We start from the raw sequence: 22,118 nt of genomic DNA, 5'->3' as shown, positions 1-22,118 counted from the left end.
AAATGATTTCAGAATGAAATTTTGGGGGATAAATTTAAAAATATATCTCCTGAAATTCAGTTATATCAGGCAACAGAAGTTGCCGAGAATACTCAGTAAAACAGCGGAGGAAGTGATGAAATTCTTTAAACTCTGTGTAGAAAAATTTGGACAGACTTTGATTATGGTAACTCATAATAAAGATATAGCAGCATCAGCAGATGTATGCATAACAATACAAGATGGCAAGATTCTAAGCTAAATGATGACATTTATAATATATGTATTCTAAAATGAAAAAGAGAGTTTCGATTAATTTGAAAATAAAATTATTGAAGCATATACCAAAATTATCAGGCAGACAAAAGCAAAGGATAGCCATCGCCAGAGCAATCTTAAGTGATTCGAAAATTGTAATTTTCGATGAAGCAACATCTGCTTTGGATAGCTTATCGCAGAAGCATATATCGGAAAATATAGACAAATATTTGAAAGATAAAACTGTTGTTAAAATAGCTCATAGGTTATCGACAATAAAAGATGCAGACACAATATATGTAATTGATAAGTGGAAAGTTGTAGAAAAGGGAAACTTCGAAGAACTGGTGGAAAAAGGAGGGTGTTTTTACAGCTTTATAAAAGAGCAGAATATGGAAGCAGATATCGATTCTATTGCATAAAATTAAAAAAGTATAGGTGGAATAATTATGACAATAAATATTCTTACGTGGAATATTAAGGCTGGACAAAACAAGGATGGCGATTATCCAGATCCGAAAACGGAAAATCTGGATAAAATCGCGGATGAAATTAAAACTTCGGGAGCTTCAATTGTCTGTCTTCAAGAAGTAGATGCATATACTATACGATCTGGCACAAATATTCATCAGGCAGAGTATATTTCTAATAAACTTACCGCAATTACTGGGACGACTTGGAATTATAAATATATTACATCTATTAATATGAATCCAGGTTATTATGGTAATGCAATTATAAGTAGTTGCTCTTTGACAACGGCTTTAAGAGTTTACTTGTCTAAGGTAAATAGTTCAGAAAATCGCAGCTTTCTTCTTGTACGTGTTGATTTTGGCAGTTCTTACTTTTATGTAGGAACTGCCCATCTAGGCTTAAACGGTGATCAAGTGATTCAAGCACAAAAGATTAAAGATGAATTAAATAATAATGGATTTTCAAATGAAAGATTGATTATTGGTTGTGATTTGAACGATGGAGAAAACTCAGATACCTATAATATAATGCTCAATAATGTTTTTTCTATTGTTGATAGCGGACCTGCAGGTATATGCACACTGGAATGCTATAATAATTCTAATAATCCAAAGATTGATTTTTTATTTAACTGTGGAACTTCGATTGATGCAACAAAAAGCAAAGTATTGCAAGTGGATATTTCAGATCACCGCCCAGTGATGGCTTATATAAATGATTAAAAAAATCAAGAAAGATATTTTTAAATCTTTTTTTATGAAAAATATTTGGAAATTAATAAGGACAAAAATAATATACTCCAATTTTGAGTATATTATTTTTTGTATCAGGTTAACCACAATGTAGAATAAAAAACTTGACAAATTCATTTTTCTTGTATAAAATTTATCTGTAAAGGCTAGTACCTTAACAGGTGGTATTTATGAATACAGATTTTGTGGAAATGAATGTTTTATTTGATTTTTACGGTTCGTTACTTACAGGTAAACAGATGGATATATTTAAAATGTATTATATGGAAGACTATTCATTAGGGGAAATATCGCAGGAGCTTAATATTTCAAGGCAAGGTGTTTACGATTCTCTCAAAAGGGCTGAAAGTGTATTAAAATACTATGAAGAAAAGTTGGGTCTTGTCAAGAAATATAATTCTAATATTGCGAAAATTAATAATATAAAACGCATTATAGATGATGCAAAAATAAATATTTCTGATAAGAGTGCTTTAAGGGTATTGGATGAGATACAAAAAGAACTTGATGAGATTGAATTATAAATATAAGATATTTTAGGAGGTTTTTTAATGGCTTTTGAGAGTCTTACTGGAAAGCTTCAGGATATATTTAAAAAGCTTAGAGGCAAGGGGAAGTTAAGTGAAAAAGATGTAAAAGAAGCGATGAAAGAAGTCAAAATAGCACTTCTAGAAGCTGATGTCAATTTTAAAGTTGTTAAAGAATTTATAAATACTGTTACTGAAAAGTCTTTAGGACAAGAAGTAATGGAAAGCCTTACACCTGCGCAGCATGTCATAAAGATTGTCAATGATGAATTGACAGCTTTGATGGGCTCTAAAGAAAGCAAGATTAATTTCAGCGATAAGCCTCCGACAATTATTATGATGGTTGGGTTGCAAGGTTCCGGTAAGACGACGACAAGTGGCAAACTTGCTAATTATTTAAAATCGAAAGGTAAAAATCCCATTCTTGTTGCATGTGATGTATATAGACCGGCAGCCATTAAACAGCTTCAAGTTGTCGGATCATCTATCAATGTACCGGTGTTTTCTATGGGTGACAAAACGACACCTGTTGATATTGCAAAAGGTGCTGTTGATTTTGCCAAAAACAACAATTATAATGTTGTAATAATTGATACGGCTGGAAGGCTTCATATCGATGAAGAGCTTATGGATGAGCTTAAAAATATAAAAGATGCTGTAAATCCAAATGAGATACTTCTGGTTGTGGATGCGATGACTGGCCAAGATGTCGTCAATGTGGCAGAGTCATTTAACGAAAAGCTTGATATAGATGGCGTTATATTGACAAAACTGGATGGCGATACGAGAGGTGGTGCAGCATTATCAGTAAAGGCTGTTACACATAAGCCTATTAAATTTATAGCATCAGGGGAGAAATTAACTGATATAGAAGTATTTCATCCCGACAGAATGGCATCAAGGATTCTGGGCATGGGCGATGTCCTGAGTTTAATTGAAAAAGCTCAGTCTCAAATAGATGAAAAAAAGGCATTAGAGCTTCAAAAAAAGATTTTAGATCAGCAGTTTTCTTTCGATGATTTCCTTGAGCAGTTGCAAGGGCTGAAAAATATGGGTCCGATAGATCAACTGTTTTCTATGATACCTGGTGTAAATATGTCAAAATTAAAGGGTGTAAATGTAAGTGATAAGGATATAAAAAGAATTGAAGCAATAATTCAATCAATGACTAAGGAAGAAAGGCAAAATCCTTCTATCATCAATGGCAGCAGAAAAAAAAGAATAGCTGCTGGTAGTGGCACATCAATTCAACAAGTAAATAGTCTGATAAAGCAGTTTGAACAGACTAAAAAAATGATGAAGCAGTTTACTGATTTAGGCAAAAGCACGAAAATTGGCAAAAGAAGAATGCCATTTTTTAGATAAATATTTTCACATAAGAAGGAGGTGATAAAGTGGCAGTTAGGATTAGGTTAAAAAGAATGGGAGCTAAAAAATCTCCATTTTATAGATTTGTTGTGGCTGATTCAAGGTCTCCACGTGATGGTAGATTTATAGACGAAATTGGCTATTATAATCCAGTATCAAATCCAAAAGAAATAAAAATTGATTCAGAAAAAGCTATAAAATGGTTAAAAGTTGGAGCACAGCCATCTGATACGGTTAGGGCTCTATTCAAAAAAGAAGGTATATTTGATAAAATCAATAATTAAAATCTCTGTTTTAGGAAGGGATAATCTATGGGTGAGTTGGTAAAGTTCATTGCAAAATCTCTTGTTGACAATCCTGATGCAGTGCAGATTAATGAAATCGAAGGAGAGCAGTCGATTATCATAGAGCTAAAAGTTGCACCAGAGGACATGGGAAAAGTTATTGGAAAACAAGGGCGAATTGCAAAAGCCATTAGAACAGTTGTTAAAGCGGCTGCGACAAAGGAAAAGAAGCGGGTTGTTGTAGAAATAATTTAGGTGATTTTCATGGATGATTATTTATCCGTAGGTAAGATAACATCTGCATACGGTGTAAATGGGGAAGTAAAAGTTTTTCCTCTTACAGATCATTTAGATAGATTTTATGATTTGGACTATGTATATATATTTGAGGAAACAGGTAAAGCTTCTTTAAACATCGAATCAGTCAGGTTTATAAAAAATCTTGTGGTTGTGAAATTTAAAGAAATAAATGATAGAAATGAAGCAGAAAAATTAAGAGGCAAGTTGATAAAGATAACAAGAGACAATGCTGTAAAGCTGGATGATGATGAATATTTTATCAAAGACTTGCTAAACATGAAAGTATATACAGATGATCAAAAAGAGCTAGGCATATTAAAGGATGTATTAAAAACCGGTGCAAATGATGTATATGTTGTAAAAACCGATGATAGAGACATTTTGATACCTGCCATAAAAGATGTAATAAAAAAGGTTGACATTAAAGAACGTAAAATGACAGTCCACCTTTTGGAGGGACTATAATGATATTCAATGTTTTGACGATTTTCCCTGATATGTTTGAAGGAATACTTAGGAATAGCATTTTAAAAAAGGCTATTGAAAGAGATTTGATTAAAGTAAATTTGGTTAATATCAGGGACTATTCAAAAGATAAACATAAAAAAACAGATGATTACCCATATGGTGGCGGGTATGGCATGGTTATGATGGTTCAACCAATATACGATGCAATTAGTGCTGTCAAATCATCAAAAGATATACCGGTTTATTATATGGGACCTAAGGGAAAAAAATTTGATCAGAGAAAAGCTGTAGAACTTTCAAAATATAATGAAGTAATACTATTGTGTGGACATTATGAAGGAATTGATGAGAGGGCGTACTCAGTGATAGATGAGGAGATATCTATAGGGGATTTCATCATGACTGGTGGCGAAATAGCTGCAATGGCAGTTATTGATTCTGTATCAAGGTTGATACACGGTGTTTTGCCACAAGACGAAAGCTTTATGGATGAGTCTTTTTATAACGGTTTGCTAGAATATCCTCAGTATACGAGGCCAGAAAATTTTAACGGTATGGAAGTACCTAAAGTGTTACTGTCTGGTAATCATGCGGAAATAGCTAAATGGAGAAGGCAGAAGTCTTTAGAACTTACGTTAAATTTGCGCCCTGATCTCTTGGATAAGAAATATTTAACCAAACAAGATATAGATTATCTTATGCAAATAGGGTATTCAGATATTTGAAAGGAGGGGAAAAAATGAATTTGATTGATATTGTTGAAAAAGAACAATTGAGAGAAGTACCTCAGTTTAATGTAGGAGATACTGTAAGAGTACATTATAAAGTTATTGAAGGTGACAAAGAAAGGATACAGGTCTTTGAAGGTGTTGTAATTAAAAGAAGCGGTGGTTCACTGAGAGAGAATTTTACTGTAAGACGTATTTCTTATGGTGTTGGTGTAGAAAGAACATTTCCACTTCACTCGCCTAGAATTGAAAAGATAGAAGTAGTAAGAAAAGGTAAAGTAAGAAGAGCTAAACTTTATTATGTGAGAGACAGAGTTGGTAAAGCTGCTAAAATTAAAGAGAAAAAGTAAAGGGGGACTTGATTAGTCCCTTTTTCAATATATGGAGGAACTTATGTATCAATGGTATCCAGGCCATATGGCAAAAACGAAGCGTTTAATTGAAGAAAATTTAAAAATAGTCGATATTGTGTATGAATTAGTTGATGCGAGAATTCCTAAAAGTAGCAGAAACCCACTTATAGATGAATTGGTTAAAAATAAAAAGCGAATTATTCTGCTTAATAAATCCGACTTATCTGATTCTGCTGCTAATAAAATGTGGAATGAATATTTTAAAAAGTTAGGTATTGCAAGTCTTAATATAAATTCATTGAATAGCAGCAGTATTAAAGAAATATATGAATTGACTTTAAAAGAATGTAGCAATATAATAGATAGAAAAAGACAAAAAGGGATAAAGGCCAAATTAAGGGCAATGATAGTGGGTATACCTAATGTGGGCAAATCAACACTTATAAATTCACTATCAAAAACAAAAAGTGCAAAGACAGGAAATAAACCAGGGGTGACAAAAGCAAAACAGTGGATACGGACTCCTTATTTTGATTTGTTGGACACGCCTGGGATACTGTGGCCAAAATTTGAAGATGAGCATGTTGGAATCATGTTGGCCTTGACAGCTGCAATTAAAGATGAACTGTTAAACCATGAAGAATTGGCATTTACTTTACTAAAAATTTTAAAACAAGAGTATCCAGATCTTTTGATGCAAAGATATAAGATTCAAAATATTGACATTGATTTGTATGACTTATTAAGAGAAATAGGCAAAATGAGAGGCTGTTTGTCGTCTGGTGGTCATATTGATACTGAGCGTACATCAAAAATTATTGTAGAAGATTTTCGCACAGGCAAACTTGGGAAGATATCTCTTGAAAGGCCTGATTAGGGGGATTTTGATGCTATCTATAACAAAAAGCATGGCAATCATGGGCATCGATGGATATATAGTAGATGTAGAAGTTGATACATCCAATGGACTTCCGTCATTTGATATTGTTGGACTGGGAGATACAGAAATAAAAGAATCAAGAGATAGGGTAAGAGCTGCCATAAAAAATAGCGGTTATGAATTTCCAGTAGAAAAAATCACTGTTAACTTAGCGCCTGCAAACACAAAAAAAGAAGGTACATCATTTGATTTGCCTATTGCTGTAGGTATACTTACCTGTACAGGGCAAGTGAAACCTGTTGGTAGTGATACGGTTTTGCTGGGAGAGCTATCACTTGATGGCTCTTTAAGACCTATAAAAGGTGCTTTACCTATGGCAATGGATGCAAGGTTATATGGAGTAAAAAGGATAATCTTGCCTTGTAACAATGCAAAAGAAGCTGCTGTAACAAAAGAAATTCAGGTGATACCAGTAAAATCATTAAATGATGTAGTTGAATACATTAATGGTACAAAATCAATTGATCAAGTTAGAATAGATGTTGAAGAATACTTTAAAAGAGAAAAGTATGATATAGATTTTTCTGACGTAAAGGGGCAGGAAAATGTAAAAAGAGCTTTTGAAATAGCTGCTGCTGGTGGGCACAATATAATGTTGGTAGGACCTCCAGGCTCAGGAAAGACTATGCTGGCAAGAAGATTTCCAACAATACTACCTGAAATGACTTTAGAAGAGGCTTTAGAGGTGACAAAGATACATAGTATAGCAGGGACACTACCTGAAAATGCATCATTAATAACAAATAGGGTTTTCCGTGCTCCTCACCATACGATTTCAACTGTTTCGTTAATTGGTGGTGGTAGGATTCCAAAACCTGGTGAAGTTTCATTGGCCCATTATGGCGTTTTATTTCTTGATGAATTTCCTGAGTTTAGGAGGGATGCTATAGAAGCACTTAGACAGCCGCTAGAAGATGAGTTTGTAACAATATCAAGAGTAAATGCAACTTTTACATACCCTGCTAAGGTAATTCTAATTATCGCATTAAATCCATGTCCCTGTGGCTATCTAGGTGATTCAACGCACGAGTGTAGGTGCACGCCAAATGAAATAAGGCGCTATCAAAATAAGATTTCAGGTCCACTTCTTGATAGGATTGATTTACATGTTGAAGTGAACCGCGTCGACAAACAGAAGTATTTTGAAGATGATAAAAGCATTGAAACATCAGAAGTAATAAGAGATAGAGTAAAAAAAGCAAGGGAGATACAATTGCAAAGATATCGTGGAAGTGGTATATTTTTCAATTCTCAGTTAAAGAATAATATGGTAAAAAAGTATATAAAGCTTGATGAAAAGACGACTGAGATGATTAAAGATTACTTTGACAAGCTCGGTCTAAGTGCCAGAGCATATAATAAAATAATAAAAGTTGCCAGAACAATTGCGGATCTGGATGGAAGTACTGATGTTAAATATGAACATGTGGCAGAAGCATTTCAATACAGGAATTTAAGCAATAAATATATAAGCAATTAAAACGAAGAGGTGTGATATATGCAGAGAGTTTTTTCAGGTGTACAACCAACAGGTGATATCCATATAGGTAATTACCTCGGTGCAATGAGGCAATTTGTAAAGCTTCAAAATGATTATAGCTGTTTATTTTGCATTGTTGATCTACATGCATTAACCGTTCCGCAGGATCCAGAAACTTTAAGAAAAAAATCTATAGAATTAGCAGGTCTTTATCTTGCTATAGGTCTTGATCCTAAAAAAGTAATCATATTTGTACAATCACATGTTCCAGAACATCCAGAGCTTGCATGGTTGCTTCAATGTATGACTTATTTTGGTGAATTAGGTAGAATGACACAATTTAAAGATAAAAGTAAAGGAAAAGAGGCCGTTTCAGTTGGCTTATTCACATATCCAGATTTGATGGCTGCTGATATATTGTTATATGATACAAATTTTGTGCCTGTCGGCAATGACCAAAAACAGCATTTGGAGCTAACTAGAGATATAGCTATAAGGTTTAATAACAGATTTGGCGAAACTTTTGTAGTGCCAGAGCCGATGATTTTGAAGACAGGTTCAAGAATAATGAGCTTGACTGAACCTGATAAAAAGATGAGCAAAAGCAGTGAAAATCAATACAGCAAAATAAACCTATTAGATGAACCTTCTCAAATCAAGAAAAAGATTATGAGGGCAGTAACTGATTCAGAAAATGTAATAAGATATGACCCGGAAAATAAGCCTGGCTTAAGCAACTTATTAACGTTGTACAGCTCATTTACAGATATAAGCATTGAAGATGCGGAAGCGAGATTTAAAGGACAGGGATATGGTACATTAAAAAAAGAACTGGCAGACGTAATAGTAGAGAGGCTTTCTGAAATTCAGAATAATTACAAGAATTTAGATTTAAATTATATTAACGAAGTTTTAAAAGAAGGAGCTGAAAAAGCCAGCAGTATAGCAAAGGTTACTATAGAAAAAGTCAAAGATAAAATGGGATTATTGCCTATAAAGTAAAAGCATTCTTGATATGGTTTAAGTTATCTAGTTTGAATGTTTTTGGATCGATTAATATTTCAATGACATCAAATCTAGCTAAATAATTTGTGTACTTTTTATTATATGATAAAAAAGTTTCTGCTACTTTTATTATTTTATTTTTTTTGTAGTAATTTACTGCTTCTTTTGGGTAGCCAAATTTTGTAGAAGTTCTAGTCTTAACTTCTACAAAGATGAGGCTATTTTTATTAAGAGCTATTATATCGATCTCTCCAATAGGACATCTAAAATTTTTACTTACAACGGCATATCCAGATTTCAACAGATATTTTTCTGCAATGCTCTCTCCTAGATTACCTAATATTTTGTTATTCATATATTCGATTCTCCTATTATCTTTTTTAAAAATGTTTTTCTATGTATTGGGCACGGACCGTATTTTTTTATCGCTTCAATATGTTCCTTTGTTCCATATCCCTTATTTTTTCCAAAACCATATTGTGGATATAATTCGTCATATTTTTTCATTAAGTTATCTCTTTCTACTTTCGCTATAATAGATGCTGCAGCGATAGAAATACTTTTTATATCACCCTTTATAATAGGCTTTTGCATTATTTCTATATTTGGTATTTTTACAGCATCAATTAATAAGCAGTCAATTTTTACATCAATTTTTGAGATAGCGATTCTCATGGCTTCATAAGTTGAATTCAATATATTGACGCTGTCTATGTATTCATTATTGATTATTCCTATTCCATAAGCGATGGCATTTCTTTTAATAACTTCTGACAATAATTCTCTTTTTTCTTCTCTCAATTTTTTTGAATCATTAATATCCGGTATAAATACGTCTTTAGGAAGTACAACACATCCAGCAACGACAGGTCCAGCTAATGGTCCTCTGCCAACCTCGTCTACACCACCTATTACTTTACAATTTGACTTGTAAAGTTCTCTTTCATATTGTGTCAAATTCTCTATCCTTAACATTTCTTTATTAAACCATTTTAAAGCATTATCATTTAATTTTAAACCATCAATGTTCAAACCGTGATTGTATATATGTTCTTTTAAGTTTTTTATGTTTAATGACTGTTGAGACATTTTATCACCCAACTTATTTTTATTCGACAAAAATATATAAAATACCTTCTTTTATTTTTTGTTTTTTATTATTATAATGATAATGTTTAAATATTTAATTTGGGGTGTAATAATGGATAAAAACAAAATCTACTCTATATGGCTTAGTTCAGTCAACAGTGTAGGTACAAAGACTTATAAGAAGCTGATAGATTACTTTGAAAGCGCAGAAAATGTCTATAAATCTGATAATGAAGAGCTGAAAAATGTCGTTAATAATATCAGGGTGTATAAAAACATATTAGATGCAAAGAAAATAAACCCTTATGCATACGCTGAAAGATTAAATAAAGAAAAAGTAAAAGCTTTATTGATAGATGACAATGAATATCCTAAATTATTAAGAGAGATATATGATGCTCCGCAAGTTTTATATGTAAAAGGTGATATTAGAGAATCTGATGATATATCAATGGCAATAGTTGGCTCTAGAAATGCCACATCATATGGAAGATCAGTATCAGAAAAATTTTCTTATGAATTATCGAAACATGGATTTACAATAGTAAGTGGAATGGCTAGAGGAATTGACAGTCTAGCACATAAAGGAGCAATCAAAGCAGGTGGTAGAACTATAGCTGTACTAGGATGTGGAGTAAATATAGTATATCCAGAAGAAAATAAAAGATTGATGGAATATATAATTTCAAATGGAGCAGTCGTGTCGGAATATCCACTTGATTATCTTCCTATTGCCGGGAATTTTCCTGCAAGAAACAGGATAATAAGCGGATTGTCTTTAGGAGTTGTAGTAGTTGAAGCAGGGGTTAAAAGCGGCTCGCTGATTACTGCAAAATTTGCTTTAGAACAAGGAAGAGACGTATTTGCAGTACCCGGTTTTATTACCAGTGCTTATAGCAAAGGAACAAACGAATTAATCAAACAGGGTGCAAAACTGGTGACGAGTAGCAGTGACATACTTGAGGAATATAATTTTAGAGAAGATATAAAAGTGAGAATAAATGATCAATTGATTAATACACTAAGCAGTGAAGAGAAAAAATTATACATGGCTATTGCAGAATGCCCAAGGGATATAGAAGAATTAGTTGAAATAATGAAATTTCCTGTATCTAAAGTAAATTATCTTTTATCATCATTGTTGTTTAAAGGACTTATAGTTAGATTACCTGGTAACAAATATGAAAAAAGTTTTGATTAATCCTTCAAGTTTGATATAATAAATTAATGTTTTGGAGGTATCGAAATGAAAAAATCATTAGTAATAGTTGAATCACCCTCAAAAGCTAAAACAATACATAAATATTTAGGAAAAAATTATAAAGTTGAAGCCTCTATGGGGCATATAAGGGACTTGCCGAAAAGTCAGCTTGGCATAGATATTGAGAAAAATTTTGAGCCAAAATATATAACGATTCGCGGAAAAGGGCCAATAATAGAAAAATTGAAGAAAGAAGCAAAAAATGTTTCAAAAGTTTATCTTGCAACAGACCCTGATAGGGAAGGAGAAGCTATATCATGGCATCTTGCTAATCTTTTAAATATAGATGTAAATGATAAATGCAGAATAGAGTTTCATGAAATAACAAAAAATGCGATACAAAATGCTATTAAAAATCCTCGAAAGATAAACATGAATTTAGTTGATGCACAACAAGCCAGAAGAATACTTGACAGGCTTGTAGGCTACAATATTAGCCCATTGCTGTGGAAAAAAATAAAAAGAGGTCTAAGCGCTGGAAGAGTTCAATCAGTTGCCACAAGATTAATTTGTGATAGGGAAAAAGAAATAGAAGAATTTAAGCCTGAAGAATATTGGAGCTTATCTGCTTTTTTGTATAAGGAAAAGAAAACGCAGTATTTTGAAGCAAAGTTTTATGGAACAAAAGATGGGAAAATAGATTTAAAAAATGAAAATGATGTAAACAACATTATAAAAAATTTGGCAGATGATTACATCGTAGACAATGTTAAAACAGGCACTAAAAAGAGAAATCCTTCTCCACCATTTATAACAAGTACGATGCAACAAGAAGCTTCTAAAAAGCTTGGATTTACTGCAAAAAAGACGATGATGATTGCGCAACAATTATATGAAGGAGTGGAAATAAAAGGGGAAGGAAGTCTAGGCTTAATAACTTATATGAGAACAGATTCTACAAGAGTATCTGAAGAGGCTAAAAAAGCTGCATATGAATACATACTGCAAAAATATGGGAAAGAATATGCAAATCCTAATGCAACATATACAAAGAAAGGAGGAAATATTCAGGATGCACATGAAGCTATACGGCCTACATACATAAACTTAGATCCGGAACAGATTAAGGATTCATTAAAACCAGATCAGTATAAACTGTACAAATTAATATGGAGCCGGTTTCTAGCAAGCCAGATGTCACAAGCTATATATGATACGATAGCTATGGATATTATTAATAAAAATTATATCTTTAAAACAAGCGGCTCTAAACTAAAATTTGCGGGATTTATGACGGTATATACGGAGGAATCGGATAGTGAAAATGTTGAAGAAAAGACATTGCCATTACTTGAAAAAGGAGATCATTTAAAATTAAAGGAGTTAAAACCAGAACAGCATTTTACACAACCTCCTGCTAGATATACTGAAGCTACTTTGATAAAAGAACTAGAAGAAAAAGGAATAGGAAGGCCCAGCACGTATGCTCCTATAATATCTACACTGCTTGAAAGAGGATATGTAATAAAAGAAAAGAAAAATTTAAAGCCAACTGAATTGGGCTTTATCGTAACAGATGTGATGAAAGAATTTTTCCCAGATATTGTGGATGTGAAATTTACTGCCGAGATGGAAGAACAACTTGATAAAATAGAAGAAGGCATAGAAAAATGGTGTGATGTAATTGATGAATTTTACAATAATTTTAATGATTCCTTAAAGATTGCAGAAGAGCAGATGAAAGACATTGAAATAAAAGATGAAGTAACAGATATAAAATGTGAATTTTGTGGTAGAAATATGGTTATAAAATATGGGCGATATGGTAAATTTTTGGCTTGTCCAGGATTTCCAGAATGCAAAAACACTAAACCGCTATATGAAGAAACAGGAATAATATGCCCTAAATGTGGAGGGAAAATAGTTGTTAAGAAAAGTAAAAGAGGAAAGACATATTATGCTTGCGAAAATTCATCTCAGTGCGGTACTATGTTTTGGGATAAGCCAATAAATGAAATATGCCCTAAGTGTGGAAGCTTGCTTGTAGAGAAATATATAAAAGGAATCAAGACAATTAAATGTAGCAATTGTGATTATGTGAAGTAATTTAAATATATAAAAAATTTTGAAATATTATTGAAACATTATAAATTTTGTGTTAATATTATATTGTTTTTGGGGGGTGAAAACTTGTTTAAAGGTACTACAATTGTAGCTGTTAGAAGAAATAATAAAGTTTCTATAGCTGGTGATGGACAGGTTACATTTGGTGAGAATACAATTTTGAAACATGGAGCAAAAAAGATAAGAAGATTGTACAATGACGAAGTTTTGATAGGTTTTGCAGGTTCTGTTGCTGATGCATTTACGTTGTCTGAAATGTTTGAAGAAAAACTGGAGCAGTATGGTGGTAATCTAAAAAGAGCTGCTGTGGAACTTGCACAGGAATGGAGAAAAGATAAGGTTTTAAAGAAATTAGAAGCACTTTTAATTGCTGCGGATAAAAATGTAACGTTAGTCATATCTGGTAATGGTGAAGTGATTGAGCCAGATAACGATGTGATAGCAATAGGCTCAGGTGGCAATTTTGCAATGTCTGCAGCACTTGCTTTAAGGTATAATACTGATTTATCTGTAGAAGAGATTGCCAGAAAGTCCCTTGAGATAGCATCGCAAATCTGTGTGTATACAAACGATCATATAACAGTAGAAAGTTTATAAGGAGGGACTTATTGTGAAGAATTATACTCCAAAAGAAATTGTAGATGCGCTTGATAAGTATATAGTAGGCCAAGATTTAGCTAAACGTTCTGTAGCTGTTGCACTTAGAAATAGATTTCGCAGAAATTTATTACCTGATGAAATTAAAGACGAAGTTACTCCAAAAAACATTTTGATGATAGGTCCTACAGGTGTAGGTAAGACAGAAATTGCGAGAAGGATCGCAAAACTTATTGAAGCGCCGTTTGTAAAAGTAGAGGCTACTAAATTTACTGAAGTGGGATACGTAGGTCGAGATGTTGAGTCAATGATTAGAGATTTGCTTGAATCAGCCATTCGCATGGTTAAACAAGAAAAAATGCAGAATGTTATGATGCGGGCAAAAGAATTAGCAGAAGAAAAGATAGTAGATTATTTAATAAATGGTAGAAAAAGCAGACGCCAAAAAAATCCTTTTGAATTTTTGTTTAATAATCCAAATGATAATAATGAAGTTCATGATGATGATCAACAAGAAGTCAAACTAAAAAGAGAACAATTAAAAGAAAAGATAAGAAGTGGAGAATTAAATGATACAATCATCGAAATTGAGATAACAGATTCTGCTGCACCAATACTTGAAATGTATTCAAATATAGGCTCTGAAGAGATGAATATCAATTTGCAAGATATGTTTTCTGATATTTTACCTAAAAAGAAAAAATATAAAAAAGTTTCAATTGGGGAAGCTAAAAAGATATTAGAGTCTGAAGAAGCACAAAATTTAATCGATATGGATGAAGTAATCGATGAAGCTATAAAAAGAGCCGAACAAGATGGTATAATTTTTATTGATGAAATTGATAAAATTGCCGCAAGTGGATATACTAATGGACCTGATGTATCAAGAGAAGGGGTTCAAAGAGACATATTGCCAATAGTAGAAGGTAGTACAGTTATGACAAAGTATGGTCCTGTAAAAACTGATTATATACTTTTTATAGCAGCAGGTGCTTTTAATATTGCAAAAGTAAGTGATTTAATACCTGAACTGCAAGGAAGATTCCCAGTTAGAGTAGAGCTAAAGCCGTTGACAAAAGAAGATTTTGTAAGGATCTTAAAAGAACCTAAAAATGCATTAACAAAACAATATGCCGCTCTTTTAAAAACTGAAGGTGTAGACGTAGAATATTCTGATGATGCTATAGACAGAATAGCAGAGATTGCTTATCTTATAAATCAGCAATCAGAAGATATAGGTGCAAGACGTCTACATACAGTGATGGAAAAATTGTTTGAAAAATTATCATTTGAAGCTCCTGAGATAACAGGTAAAAAAGTAATCATCGACAGAAGTTATATAGATGAGCAATTAAAAGATAATTTAAGCAAATTTGATGTTAATAAGTATATACTTTAATGAGGAGGATAATAATGGAATTACTTCTGGAAAAGATTAGAAAGGTAAATAAGGTACTTCAGAAAACCGGTGTTCAGCCAGTTGATTTTAATGAATTGTCTGAGATACTAAAAGATGTTATAAATTGCGATGTTTTTATTGTAAGCAGAAGAGGGAAGCTTTTGGGGCGCAACTTAAATAAATATAGTGGAGAGTTAGATGAGTCAATTATAAAAAGCATGCAGCTTCCTGAAGATTATAATGATGAGCTTTTAAAAGTATCAGAGACTTCTGTAAATCTTACTAAAGAAAGTAAAGCGAAGCTTATAAAAGATGATAATTTATTTGAGACAATTGTTCCCGTATTTGGAGGGGGAAATAGGCTTGGAACGTTAATGCTTTTAAGATATGGAGACAAGTTTACTGATGATGATATTATATTGGCTGAATACGGTGCAACAGTTATAGGTTTAGAAATACTTAGGTCCAAAAATGATGAAATGGAAGAAGATGAAAGAAAACGTACAGTTGTGCAGATGGCTTTAGCAACTCTTTCTTATTCAGAATTAGAGGCTGTTATGCATATTTTTGAAGAATTAGGAGGAAATGAAGGGCTTCTTGTAGCCAGCAAGATAGCTGATAAAGTTGGAATAACAAGATCAGTTATAGTAAATGCTTTAAGAAAATTTGAAAGCGCTGGTGTTATAGAATCAAGATCCCTTGGTATGAAAGGAACACATATTAAGATTCTAAATGACAAATTAATTGAAGAGCTTAAAAAATTAAAACGGTAAGATTAAAAAGTCCTAAAGAAATTTAGGACTTTTTTCTTATGGTCTTTAAATTTGTTGAGTGATATAATATATTTTGACAAAATTTGATAAATACTGACAATATATTTCTTTACAATATATATAATACGCCATTAATGCTAAAATATTCTACATATATGAATAATTTTTGAAGGAAAATGTAATTTTGTGTCGAATATTAGTATTATTGATTGGAGGAGTGTAAATGCTGGGGATAAATTTTAATACAGTAGATCTTATGAGTAAAGCATTAGATGCATCAGAACTGAGAAATGAAGTCATTTCTAATAATATAGCAAATGTCGATACGCCAGGTTTCAAAAGATCAGACGTCAATTTCGAAAGTATTTTAAATGATACAGTAAATTCTAATAAATTAGCTGGTTTTGTAACAGATAAAAATCATATACCTATTAATTCAACGTCACTTGATAATATTGAGCCACAGATTGTGCAAGATAATAGTACTTCAATGAGATTAGATGGTAACAATGTTGATATTGATGTAGAAATGTCGAATTTGGCAAAAAATCAGCTTTATTATAGTGCATTAGCGCAAAGAGTTAGTGGTGAATTAAATTCTATTCTTACAGCAATAAAAGATGGAGGTAATTAATAATGAGCTTCCTAAATTCTATTGATATAAGTGCTACGGGTCTTACAGCCGAAAGATTGAGGATGGATGTCATTTCTCAAAACATTGCAAATGTTGATACAACAAGGACATCTAGTGGTGGACCGTACAGGAGAAAACTTGTTGTATTGAAAGAGATTAATAATCAAAACAGCTTTAGCGATATGCTTAATAAAGCAAAGGGAATACAAGCAACTGGAAATGGTGTTGAAGTTGTATCTATTGTAGATGACAATAATACTCCACTAAATCGTGTGTATGATCCTGGAAATCCTGATGCAGATAATACCGGTTATGTAAATTACCCTAATGTCAATATTGTTTCTGAAATGGTTGATATGATATCAGCAACAAGAGCATATGAGGCCAATGTTACAGCCGTTAATTCTGCAAAGTCAATGATAGAAAAAGCATTAGAAATCGGAAAGGCATAGGTGAGAAACAATGATAAATCCTATTTCACAAATAAACTCAGTAGGAGGCGTTAGCGCTTCTAGCACAACAAACAATTCTACTTCTTTTGGAGATATTCTTAAAACTGCAATTACTGATGTAAATAATTTACAACTCAAATCACAGCAAGATGATCAGATGCTGGTTACTGGCGATATCAACGATATACATAATGTAATGATTGATGCGACAAAAGCAGACATTGCATTGGAGCTTACAATACAAATAAAAAATAAAGTACTTGATGCATATCAGGAGATAATGAGGATGCCGGTTTAATACCTTTTGAGATGAGGTGAATTGATGCCTGCTTTTATAAACAATATAAGAAGCCAAATCAATAATTTTTGGAACAAATTTGATAAAAAACAAAAAATACAGATTGGAATAATATCATTATTATTAATTAGTAGTATAGCATTATTAGTATATATTATTAATAAACCTAACTACGAAGTTTTATACTCTGATTTAAGTGTTAAAGATGCCGGCGCAGTGGTTGATAAGTTAAAAAATGAATTGAAAATTCCATACAAAATCGAAGGAAACGGAAGCACAATATTAGTTCCTGCTCAATATAAAGACGAAGCGCGAATGCAACTTGCAACAGAGGGAATTCCGCAAGATGGTTTTAGTTTTAGCGATGCAATGAATAATTCGTTGGCTACAACGGATCAGGAGAGAAAAGAAAAATACATTTATTTTGTACAAAATGAAATACAGAATACATTAAAGACAATTGATGGTGTCCAAGATGCAAAAGTAAATATAGTAGTTCCAGATGAAAACAATTTTGTATTGTCGAATAATGATAATTCATCAACAGCGGCTGTAATGTTACAGTTAAAGCCGGGTGTTACATTAACAAATCAGCAAATCACTGGAATAACAAACTTTGTATCAAAAAGTGTTGAAGGACTAAAGCCAGACAAAGTAACTATTATTGATGGGAACGGAAAAGTTTTAGTGGCTCAAAATGATAATTCACTTGATGGTGCAAGTTCTCAATACGCTCTTCAGATAAAGGTTCAAAATGATTTGCAGAATAATATTCAATCGCTTTTGGAACAAGTTTTTGGCCCCGGAAATGTAATCGTAAGAGCCAGTGTTAATTTGAATTTTGATAAACAAGTGCAAGACAAAGTAGAATGGCAGCCAGTAATTGATAACAATGGAATCATAAGAAGCACACAGACTATAAAAGAGATAGCTAATGGTTCCAGCAATGGTGCACCGGCTGGTACGGCAACTAATAATCCTCCTGGTAATACAACATACACGACTCAAAACAATGGTAATTCAAATTATAGCAAAACAGATACAACAATAAATTACGAGATTAATCAAATAAAAACTACTCTTACGTCAGCTCAAGGGAAAATACAGAATATATCATTGAGTGTAGTAGTAAACAACAATAATTTAAGCCCTACAATGAAACAGCAGCTTACAGATCTTGTATCAAATGCTGCTGGAGGCAAGAACGTATCTGTTTCCGTCATGGGGATAAAATTTAATAACGATTTATTGAATCAGATGAAAAATACTCAAAAGCAATCATTCCCATACGTATGGTTAATAATATTAGGTGCGTTGCTTTTAGCAGGAGGTGCTTTCTATGTTATGAAAAAGAGAAACAAAGAGACAATTTCTAATGGCAAATTAGAAGAAGCTTTATCGATGGCAGAACCTATAGAAAATATAGAAGATATAGAAATACATACTGATGAAAGAGATGAAAAGAGGAAACAAATAGAAAAATTTATAAAGCAAAAGCCAGATATAGTTGCACAATTAATCAGAACTTGGCTCAACGAAGAATAGGATGGTGGTGTCTACTTTGGCAAGAAGTTCTATCACAGGTAAACAGAAATGTGCTATGCTTTTAATTGCTTTAGGACCAGCTACAGCAGCACAAATATATAAACATTTAAAAGAAGAGGAAATAGAACAGTTAACATTGGAGATTGCTAATATCAGGAACATATCTCCTGAAGAAAAAGATAGGATTTTGGATGACTTTTATAATATGTGTATAGCACAGGAGTATATTATAGAAGGTGGCATAGACTATGCTAAAGAAATTTTAGAGAAAGCATTGGGATCTCAACAGGCTTTAGAAATTATTAATAAGCTTACTTCGACATTGAAGGTTAGACCTTTTGATTTTGTGAGACGTGCAGATCCATCTCAAATATTAAGTTTTATACAAAACGAACATCCGCAGACAATAGCGATGATACTATCATATCTAAAACCTCAACAGGCTGGTGTTATATTATCATCGCTTCCTGAAAATATTCAGTCTGATGTGGCTATGAGAATTGCAAAAATGGAAGCTACATCGCCTGAAATTGTAAAGGAAGTTGAACGAATTTTAGAAAAGAAATTGTCATCTTTAGTCACACAAGATTACACATCAACAGGTGGCATACAGACGATAGTGGATATTTTAAATGCGGTTGATCGCTCTACAGAGAAAAATATTATTGATACACTTGAAACTAAAGACATTGAGCTTGTAGAAGAAATTAAAAAGCGCATGTTTGTATTTGAAGATATTATAACGTTAGATAATCGTTCAATACAGAGAGTCTTGAGAGAAGTAGACAATCACAATATTGCACTGGCACTTAAAGGATCTAACGAAGAAGTTCAAAGGGTTATTTACAGCAACATGTCAAAGAGATTGGCAGACATGATTAAAGAGGACATTCAATACATGGGCCCAGTTAGATTAAAAGATGTTGAAGAAGCACAGCAAAAAGTTGTAAATATCATAAGACGATTAGAAGAAGCAGGGGAAATAGTTATATCTAGAGGCGGAGGCGATGAAATAATTGTATAGGATATTAAAGAATAAGGATTGTATAAATTCATCACCTGTTGTTATTGAAAAGCCTCATATTAAAAAATTAAATAATTTATCAAATGATAAGATTAATGATAATGACTCTATACAATATATAGAATTTAAGAAGAAACTTGAGAAGATTAGCATTATTCAGGATGATATTATTAAATCTGCTAAGGATGAGGCAGAAAAGCTGATAAATAATGCAAAAAATATAGCAGAAGAAATAAAGGAAAATGCAAAGCGAGTTGGTTATAAAGAAGGGTTTGATAGGGGCTATAAAGAAGGCCTAAATAAAGGGATAGATGAAGGCAAAGATAGAACTTCTTCTATACTTAAGGAAGCAAGAGAGATAAAAGAAATGATATTAGATGAGAAAAAAAATTTACAAAAAGAAGTAGAGAGTGATATTGTTTCAACTATAATTTATTGTGTGAAAAAGATAATTGATATAAATATGGAAGAAAATAGAGATTTAGTCATTAACCTTGTGAAAAAGGGATTGGAAAATTACGAAGCCTCAAGTACAGTAACAGTCAGAGTAAGTGAGGAAGATTACGAATTCCTGATTAAAAATAAAGACAAAGTATTAAAAAATTTAAAATTCATTGATGATATTAATATAGTAAGAGATGTATCGTTAGATAAGTTCGATTGTATTATTCAGACTCCGTCAGGAATGATTGACTCAGGTTTAAAGACGCAATTAGAAAGTTTAAAAGATGCACTAAAAGGTGTTTTAAATGATCAGTAATAATTTTTTTGAAAGATATAAGACGGTTTTACGAGACAAAAGCTTTATAAAGTATTATGGAAAAGTAAGTCAGGTTGTTGGTTTGACGATAGAAAGTATTGGTCCAATATCTAATGTTGGAGATGTTTGTGAAATAAAGTCTATAAACGGAAATACAATTTATGCTGAAGTGATGGGATTTAAAGATGATAAAGTTTATTTGATGCCTTTAGGAGATATGGATGGCATAGGGCCTGGAAATAGCGTTATATCTACAGGACAAAAATTAAAGATAGGTGTTGGAGAAGAGTTGCTGGGAAGAGTTATAGATGCATTAGGCAATCCAATTGATGGGAAAGGGCCTATAAAATTTAAGAAACTTGTAAGTACTAATAATGTTCCACCGAATCCCATTGAGAGAAAGAGAATAAGAGAAGTGATGCCTCTTGGCATAAAAGCGATAGATGGTTTGCTTACATGTGGTAAAGGACAGAGAATAGGTATTTTTGCTGGTAGTGGCGTAGGAAAAAGTACTCTACTTGGAATGATAGCCAGGAATGCCAAATCTGATATTAATGTAATTGCTTTAATTGGTGAAAGAGGAAGAGAAGTAAATGAGTTTATTGAGAAAGACTTAGGTGAAGACGGTTTAAAAAGATCGATTTTAGTAGTATCGACATCTGATACACCAGCATTAATGAGGGTTAAAGGTGCAATGACTGCCACATCTATTGCAGAATATTTCAGAGACCAAGGGCTTGATGTTTTATTTATGATGGATTCTGTTACTAGATTTGCTATGGCACAGAGAGAAATAGGGTTGTCTATCGGTGAAGCTCCTGTTTCAAGAGGTTATACACCTTCAGTTTTTTCAGTTCTTCCTAAGTTATTAGAAAGGGCAGGCTCTGCAAAAAATGGCTCTATAACAGCCCTGTATACAGTTTTGGTAGACGGCGATGATTTAAATGAACCAATAACAGATGCTGTCAGAGGCATATTAGATGGACATGTAGTTTTGTCAAGAAAACTTGCAAATAAAGGGCAATATCCTGCAATTGATATTTTAGCAAGTATTAGCAGAGTTATGAATGATATTGTATCAGACGAACACAAAAATTTGTCTTCGAAATTTAAAAGTATATTATCAGTTTATGAGGAATCAGAAGATTTAATTAATATAGGTGCTTATGCAAAGGGGAGTAATCCCAAAATAGATGAAGCAATTTCATTACACGACGATATGATAAATTATATAAAACAGAATACAGACGAAAATTATAACTTTGAAGATGAACTTAATATGCTAAAAAATATTTTAAACAGGTGA

The 22,118-nt window shown here is 32.5% G+C and carries 26 protein-coding genes and 1 pseudogene; 25 read left to right on the top strand and 2 right to left on the bottom strand.

Annotation, left to right across the window (positions count from 1 at the left end):
* The 13 genes and pseudogenes from J2Z80_RS12115 to trpS form a co-directional block, all read left to right on the top strand.
* Positions 1-241: pseudogene (locus J2Z80_RS12115) on the top strand (hypothetical protein); the annotation flags it as partial.
* A gap of 31 nt (positions 242-272) precedes the next feature.
* A complete protein-coding gene (locus J2Z80_RS12110; RefSeq protein WP_245301306.1) occupies positions 273-659 on the top strand; it encodes an ATP-binding cassette domain-containing protein in 387 nt (128 codons plus the stop codon).
* 27 nt (positions 660-686) lie between these two features.
* On the top strand, positions 687-1,433 hold the full coding sequence (locus J2Z80_RS12105; protein ID WP_209454619.1) for an endonuclease/exonuclease/phosphatase family protein: 747 nt from the start codon (positions 687-689) through the stop codon (positions 1,431-1,433).
* Between the two features lie 200 nt (positions 1,434-1,633).
* Complete coding sequence (gene ylxM, locus J2Z80_RS12100) at positions 1,634-1,987, top strand: YlxM family DNA-binding protein (protein WP_209454618.1); 354 nt, start codon at positions 1,634-1,636, stop codon at positions 1,985-1,987.
* A 27-nt stretch (positions 1,988-2,014) separates the two neighbouring features.
* A complete protein-coding gene (gene ffh / locus J2Z80_RS12095) occupies positions 2,015-3,355 on the top strand; it encodes a signal recognition particle protein (RefSeq protein WP_209454617.1) in 1,341 nt (446 codons plus the stop codon).
* A 29-nt stretch (positions 3,356-3,384) separates the two neighbouring features.
* A complete protein-coding gene (gene rpsP, locus J2Z80_RS12090; protein ID WP_209454616.1) occupies positions 3,385-3,642 on the top strand; it encodes a 30S ribosomal protein S16 in 258 nt (85 codons plus the stop codon).
* Positions 3,643-3,669: 27 nt separating this feature from the next.
* On the top strand, positions 3,670-3,897 hold the full coding sequence (locus J2Z80_RS12085; protein ID WP_013297952.1) for a KH domain-containing protein: 228 nt from the start codon (positions 3,670-3,672) through the stop codon (positions 3,895-3,897).
* Between the two features lie 9 nt (positions 3,898-3,906).
* Entirely contained in the window at positions 3,907-4,407 is a 501-nt protein-coding gene (gene rimM, locus J2Z80_RS12080) for a ribosome maturation factor RimM (RefSeq protein WP_209454615.1), read from the top strand.
* Positions 4,407-5,135 (top strand): tRNA (guanosine(37)-N1)-methyltransferase TrmD, encoded by a 729-nt coding sequence (gene trmD / locus J2Z80_RS12075; protein WP_209454614.1) that lies wholly within the window; start codon positions 4,407-4,409, stop codon positions 5,133-5,135. The genes rimM and trmD overlap by 1 nt, the downstream gene beginning before the upstream one ends.
* A gap of 14 nt (positions 5,136-5,149) precedes the next feature.
* A complete protein-coding gene (gene rplS / locus J2Z80_RS12070) occupies positions 5,150-5,488 on the top strand; it encodes a 50S ribosomal protein L19 (protein WP_209454613.1) in 339 nt (112 codons plus the stop codon).
* Positions 5,489-5,531: 43 nt separating this feature from the next.
* Positions 5,532-6,368, top strand: coding sequence for a ribosome biogenesis GTPase YlqF (ylqF, locus tag J2Z80_RS12065; RefSeq protein ID WP_209454612.1), 837 nt, complete (start codon positions 5,532-5,534; stop codon positions 6,366-6,368).
* A gap of 10 nt (positions 6,369-6,378) precedes the next feature.
* On the top strand, positions 6,379-7,911 hold the full coding sequence (locus J2Z80_RS12060; RefSeq protein ID WP_209454611.1) for a YifB family Mg chelatase-like AAA ATPase: 1,533 nt from the start codon (positions 6,379-6,381) through the stop codon (positions 7,909-7,911).
* 18 nt (positions 7,912-7,929) lie between these two features.
* Entirely contained in the window at positions 7,930-8,913 is a 984-nt protein-coding gene (gene trpS / locus J2Z80_RS12055; RefSeq protein WP_209454610.1) for a tryptophan--tRNA ligase, read from the top strand.
* Here trpS and J2Z80_RS12050 read toward each other — a convergent pair.
* Both J2Z80_RS12050 and rnhB read right to left on the bottom strand, forming a co-directional pair.
* Positions 8,903-9,271 (bottom strand): YraN family protein, encoded by a 369-nt coding sequence (locus J2Z80_RS12050; protein ID WP_209454609.1) that lies wholly within the window; start codon positions 9,269-9,271, stop codon positions 8,903-8,905. The two genes, trpS and J2Z80_RS12050, sit on opposite strands and share 11 nt — an antisense overlap.
* Positions 9,268-10,005, bottom strand: a complete 738-nt coding sequence (gene rnhB, locus J2Z80_RS12045) for a ribonuclease HII (protein WP_209454621.1) — start codon at positions 10,003-10,005, stop codon at positions 9,268-9,270. The genes J2Z80_RS12050 and rnhB overlap by 4 nt, the downstream gene beginning before the upstream one ends.
* A gap of 112 nt (positions 10,006-10,117) precedes the next feature.
* Here rnhB and dprA point away from each other — a divergent pair, with 112 nt between their 5' ends.
* From dprA to fliI, 12 genes are all read left to right on the top strand, one after another.
* Positions 10,118-11,206 (top strand): DNA-processing protein DprA, encoded by a 1,089-nt coding sequence (dprA, locus tag J2Z80_RS12040; protein ID WP_209454608.1) that lies wholly within the window; start codon positions 10,118-10,120, stop codon positions 11,204-11,206.
* A gap of 45 nt (positions 11,207-11,251) precedes the next feature.
* Positions 11,252-13,312 carry a type I DNA topoisomerase gene (topA, locus tag J2Z80_RS12035; protein WP_209454607.1) on the top strand — a complete coding sequence of 687 codons (2,061 nt, stop codon included), beginning with the start codon at positions 11,252-11,254 and terminating at the stop codon, positions 13,310-13,312.
* Between the two features lie 84 nt (positions 13,313-13,396).
* A complete protein-coding gene (gene hslV / locus J2Z80_RS12030) occupies positions 13,397-13,927 on the top strand; it encodes an ATP-dependent protease subunit HslV (protein ID WP_209454606.1) in 531 nt (176 codons plus the stop codon).
* Between the two features lie 13 nt (positions 13,928-13,940).
* Entirely contained in the window at positions 13,941-15,326 is a 1,386-nt protein-coding gene (hslU, locus tag J2Z80_RS12025) for an ATP-dependent protease ATPase subunit HslU (RefSeq protein ID WP_209454605.1), read from the top strand.
* A 14-nt stretch (positions 15,327-15,340) separates the two neighbouring features.
* Complete coding sequence (codY, locus tag J2Z80_RS12020; RefSeq protein ID WP_209454604.1) at positions 15,341-16,099, top strand: GTP-sensing pleiotropic transcriptional regulator CodY; 759 nt, start codon at positions 15,341-15,343, stop codon at positions 16,097-16,099.
* Between the two features lie 223 nt (positions 16,100-16,322).
* Positions 16,323-16,733, top strand: coding sequence for a flagellar basal body rod protein FlgB (gene flgB, locus J2Z80_RS12015; protein ID WP_132775130.1), 411 nt, complete (start codon positions 16,323-16,325; stop codon positions 16,731-16,733).
* A 2-nt stretch (positions 16,734-16,735) separates the two neighbouring features.
* Positions 16,736-17,185 carry a flagellar basal body rod protein FlgC gene (flgC, locus tag J2Z80_RS12010; RefSeq protein ID WP_209454603.1) on the top strand — a complete coding sequence of 150 codons (450 nt, stop codon included), beginning with the start codon at positions 16,736-16,738 and terminating at the stop codon, positions 17,183-17,185.
* Positions 17,186-17,195: 10 nt separating this feature from the next.
* Complete coding sequence (fliE, locus tag J2Z80_RS12005; RefSeq protein ID WP_192402001.1) at positions 17,196-17,483, top strand: flagellar hook-basal body complex protein FliE; 288 nt, start codon at positions 17,196-17,198, stop codon at positions 17,481-17,483.
* Positions 17,484-17,507: 24 nt separating this feature from the next.
* Positions 17,508-19,028, top strand: a complete 1,521-nt coding sequence (gene fliF, locus J2Z80_RS12000; RefSeq protein WP_209454602.1) for a flagellar basal-body MS-ring/collar protein FliF — start codon at positions 17,508-17,510, stop codon at positions 19,026-19,028.
* Positions 19,029-19,044: 16 nt separating this feature from the next.
* Positions 19,045-20,052 carry a flagellar motor switch protein FliG gene (fliG, locus tag J2Z80_RS11995; RefSeq protein ID WP_209454601.1) on the top strand — a complete coding sequence of 336 codons (1,008 nt, stop codon included), beginning with the start codon at positions 19,045-19,047 and terminating at the stop codon, positions 20,050-20,052.
* Positions 20,045-20,812 carry a FliH/SctL family protein gene (locus tag J2Z80_RS11990; RefSeq protein WP_209454600.1) on the top strand — a complete coding sequence of 256 codons (768 nt, stop codon included), beginning with the start codon at positions 20,045-20,047 and terminating at the stop codon, positions 20,810-20,812. The genes fliG and J2Z80_RS11990 overlap by 8 nt, the downstream gene beginning before the upstream one ends.
* On the top strand, positions 20,802-22,118 hold the full coding sequence (gene fliI / locus J2Z80_RS11985) for a flagellar protein export ATPase FliI (RefSeq protein WP_209454599.1): 1,317 nt from the start codon (positions 20,802-20,804) through the stop codon (positions 22,116-22,118). The genes J2Z80_RS11990 and fliI overlap by 11 nt, the downstream gene beginning before the upstream one ends.

This window comes from Thermoanaerobacterium butyriciformans (genome assembly GCF_017874545.1).
In the GTDB taxonomy this organism is placed as follows: Bacteria; Bacillota; Thermoanaerobacteria; order Thermoanaerobacterales; family Thermoanaerobacteraceae; genus Thermoanaerobacterium; species Thermoanaerobacterium butyriciformans.
Note: the sequence above shows the minus strand (reverse complement) of the source record. Positions and strands in the feature narration are given on the sequence as shown.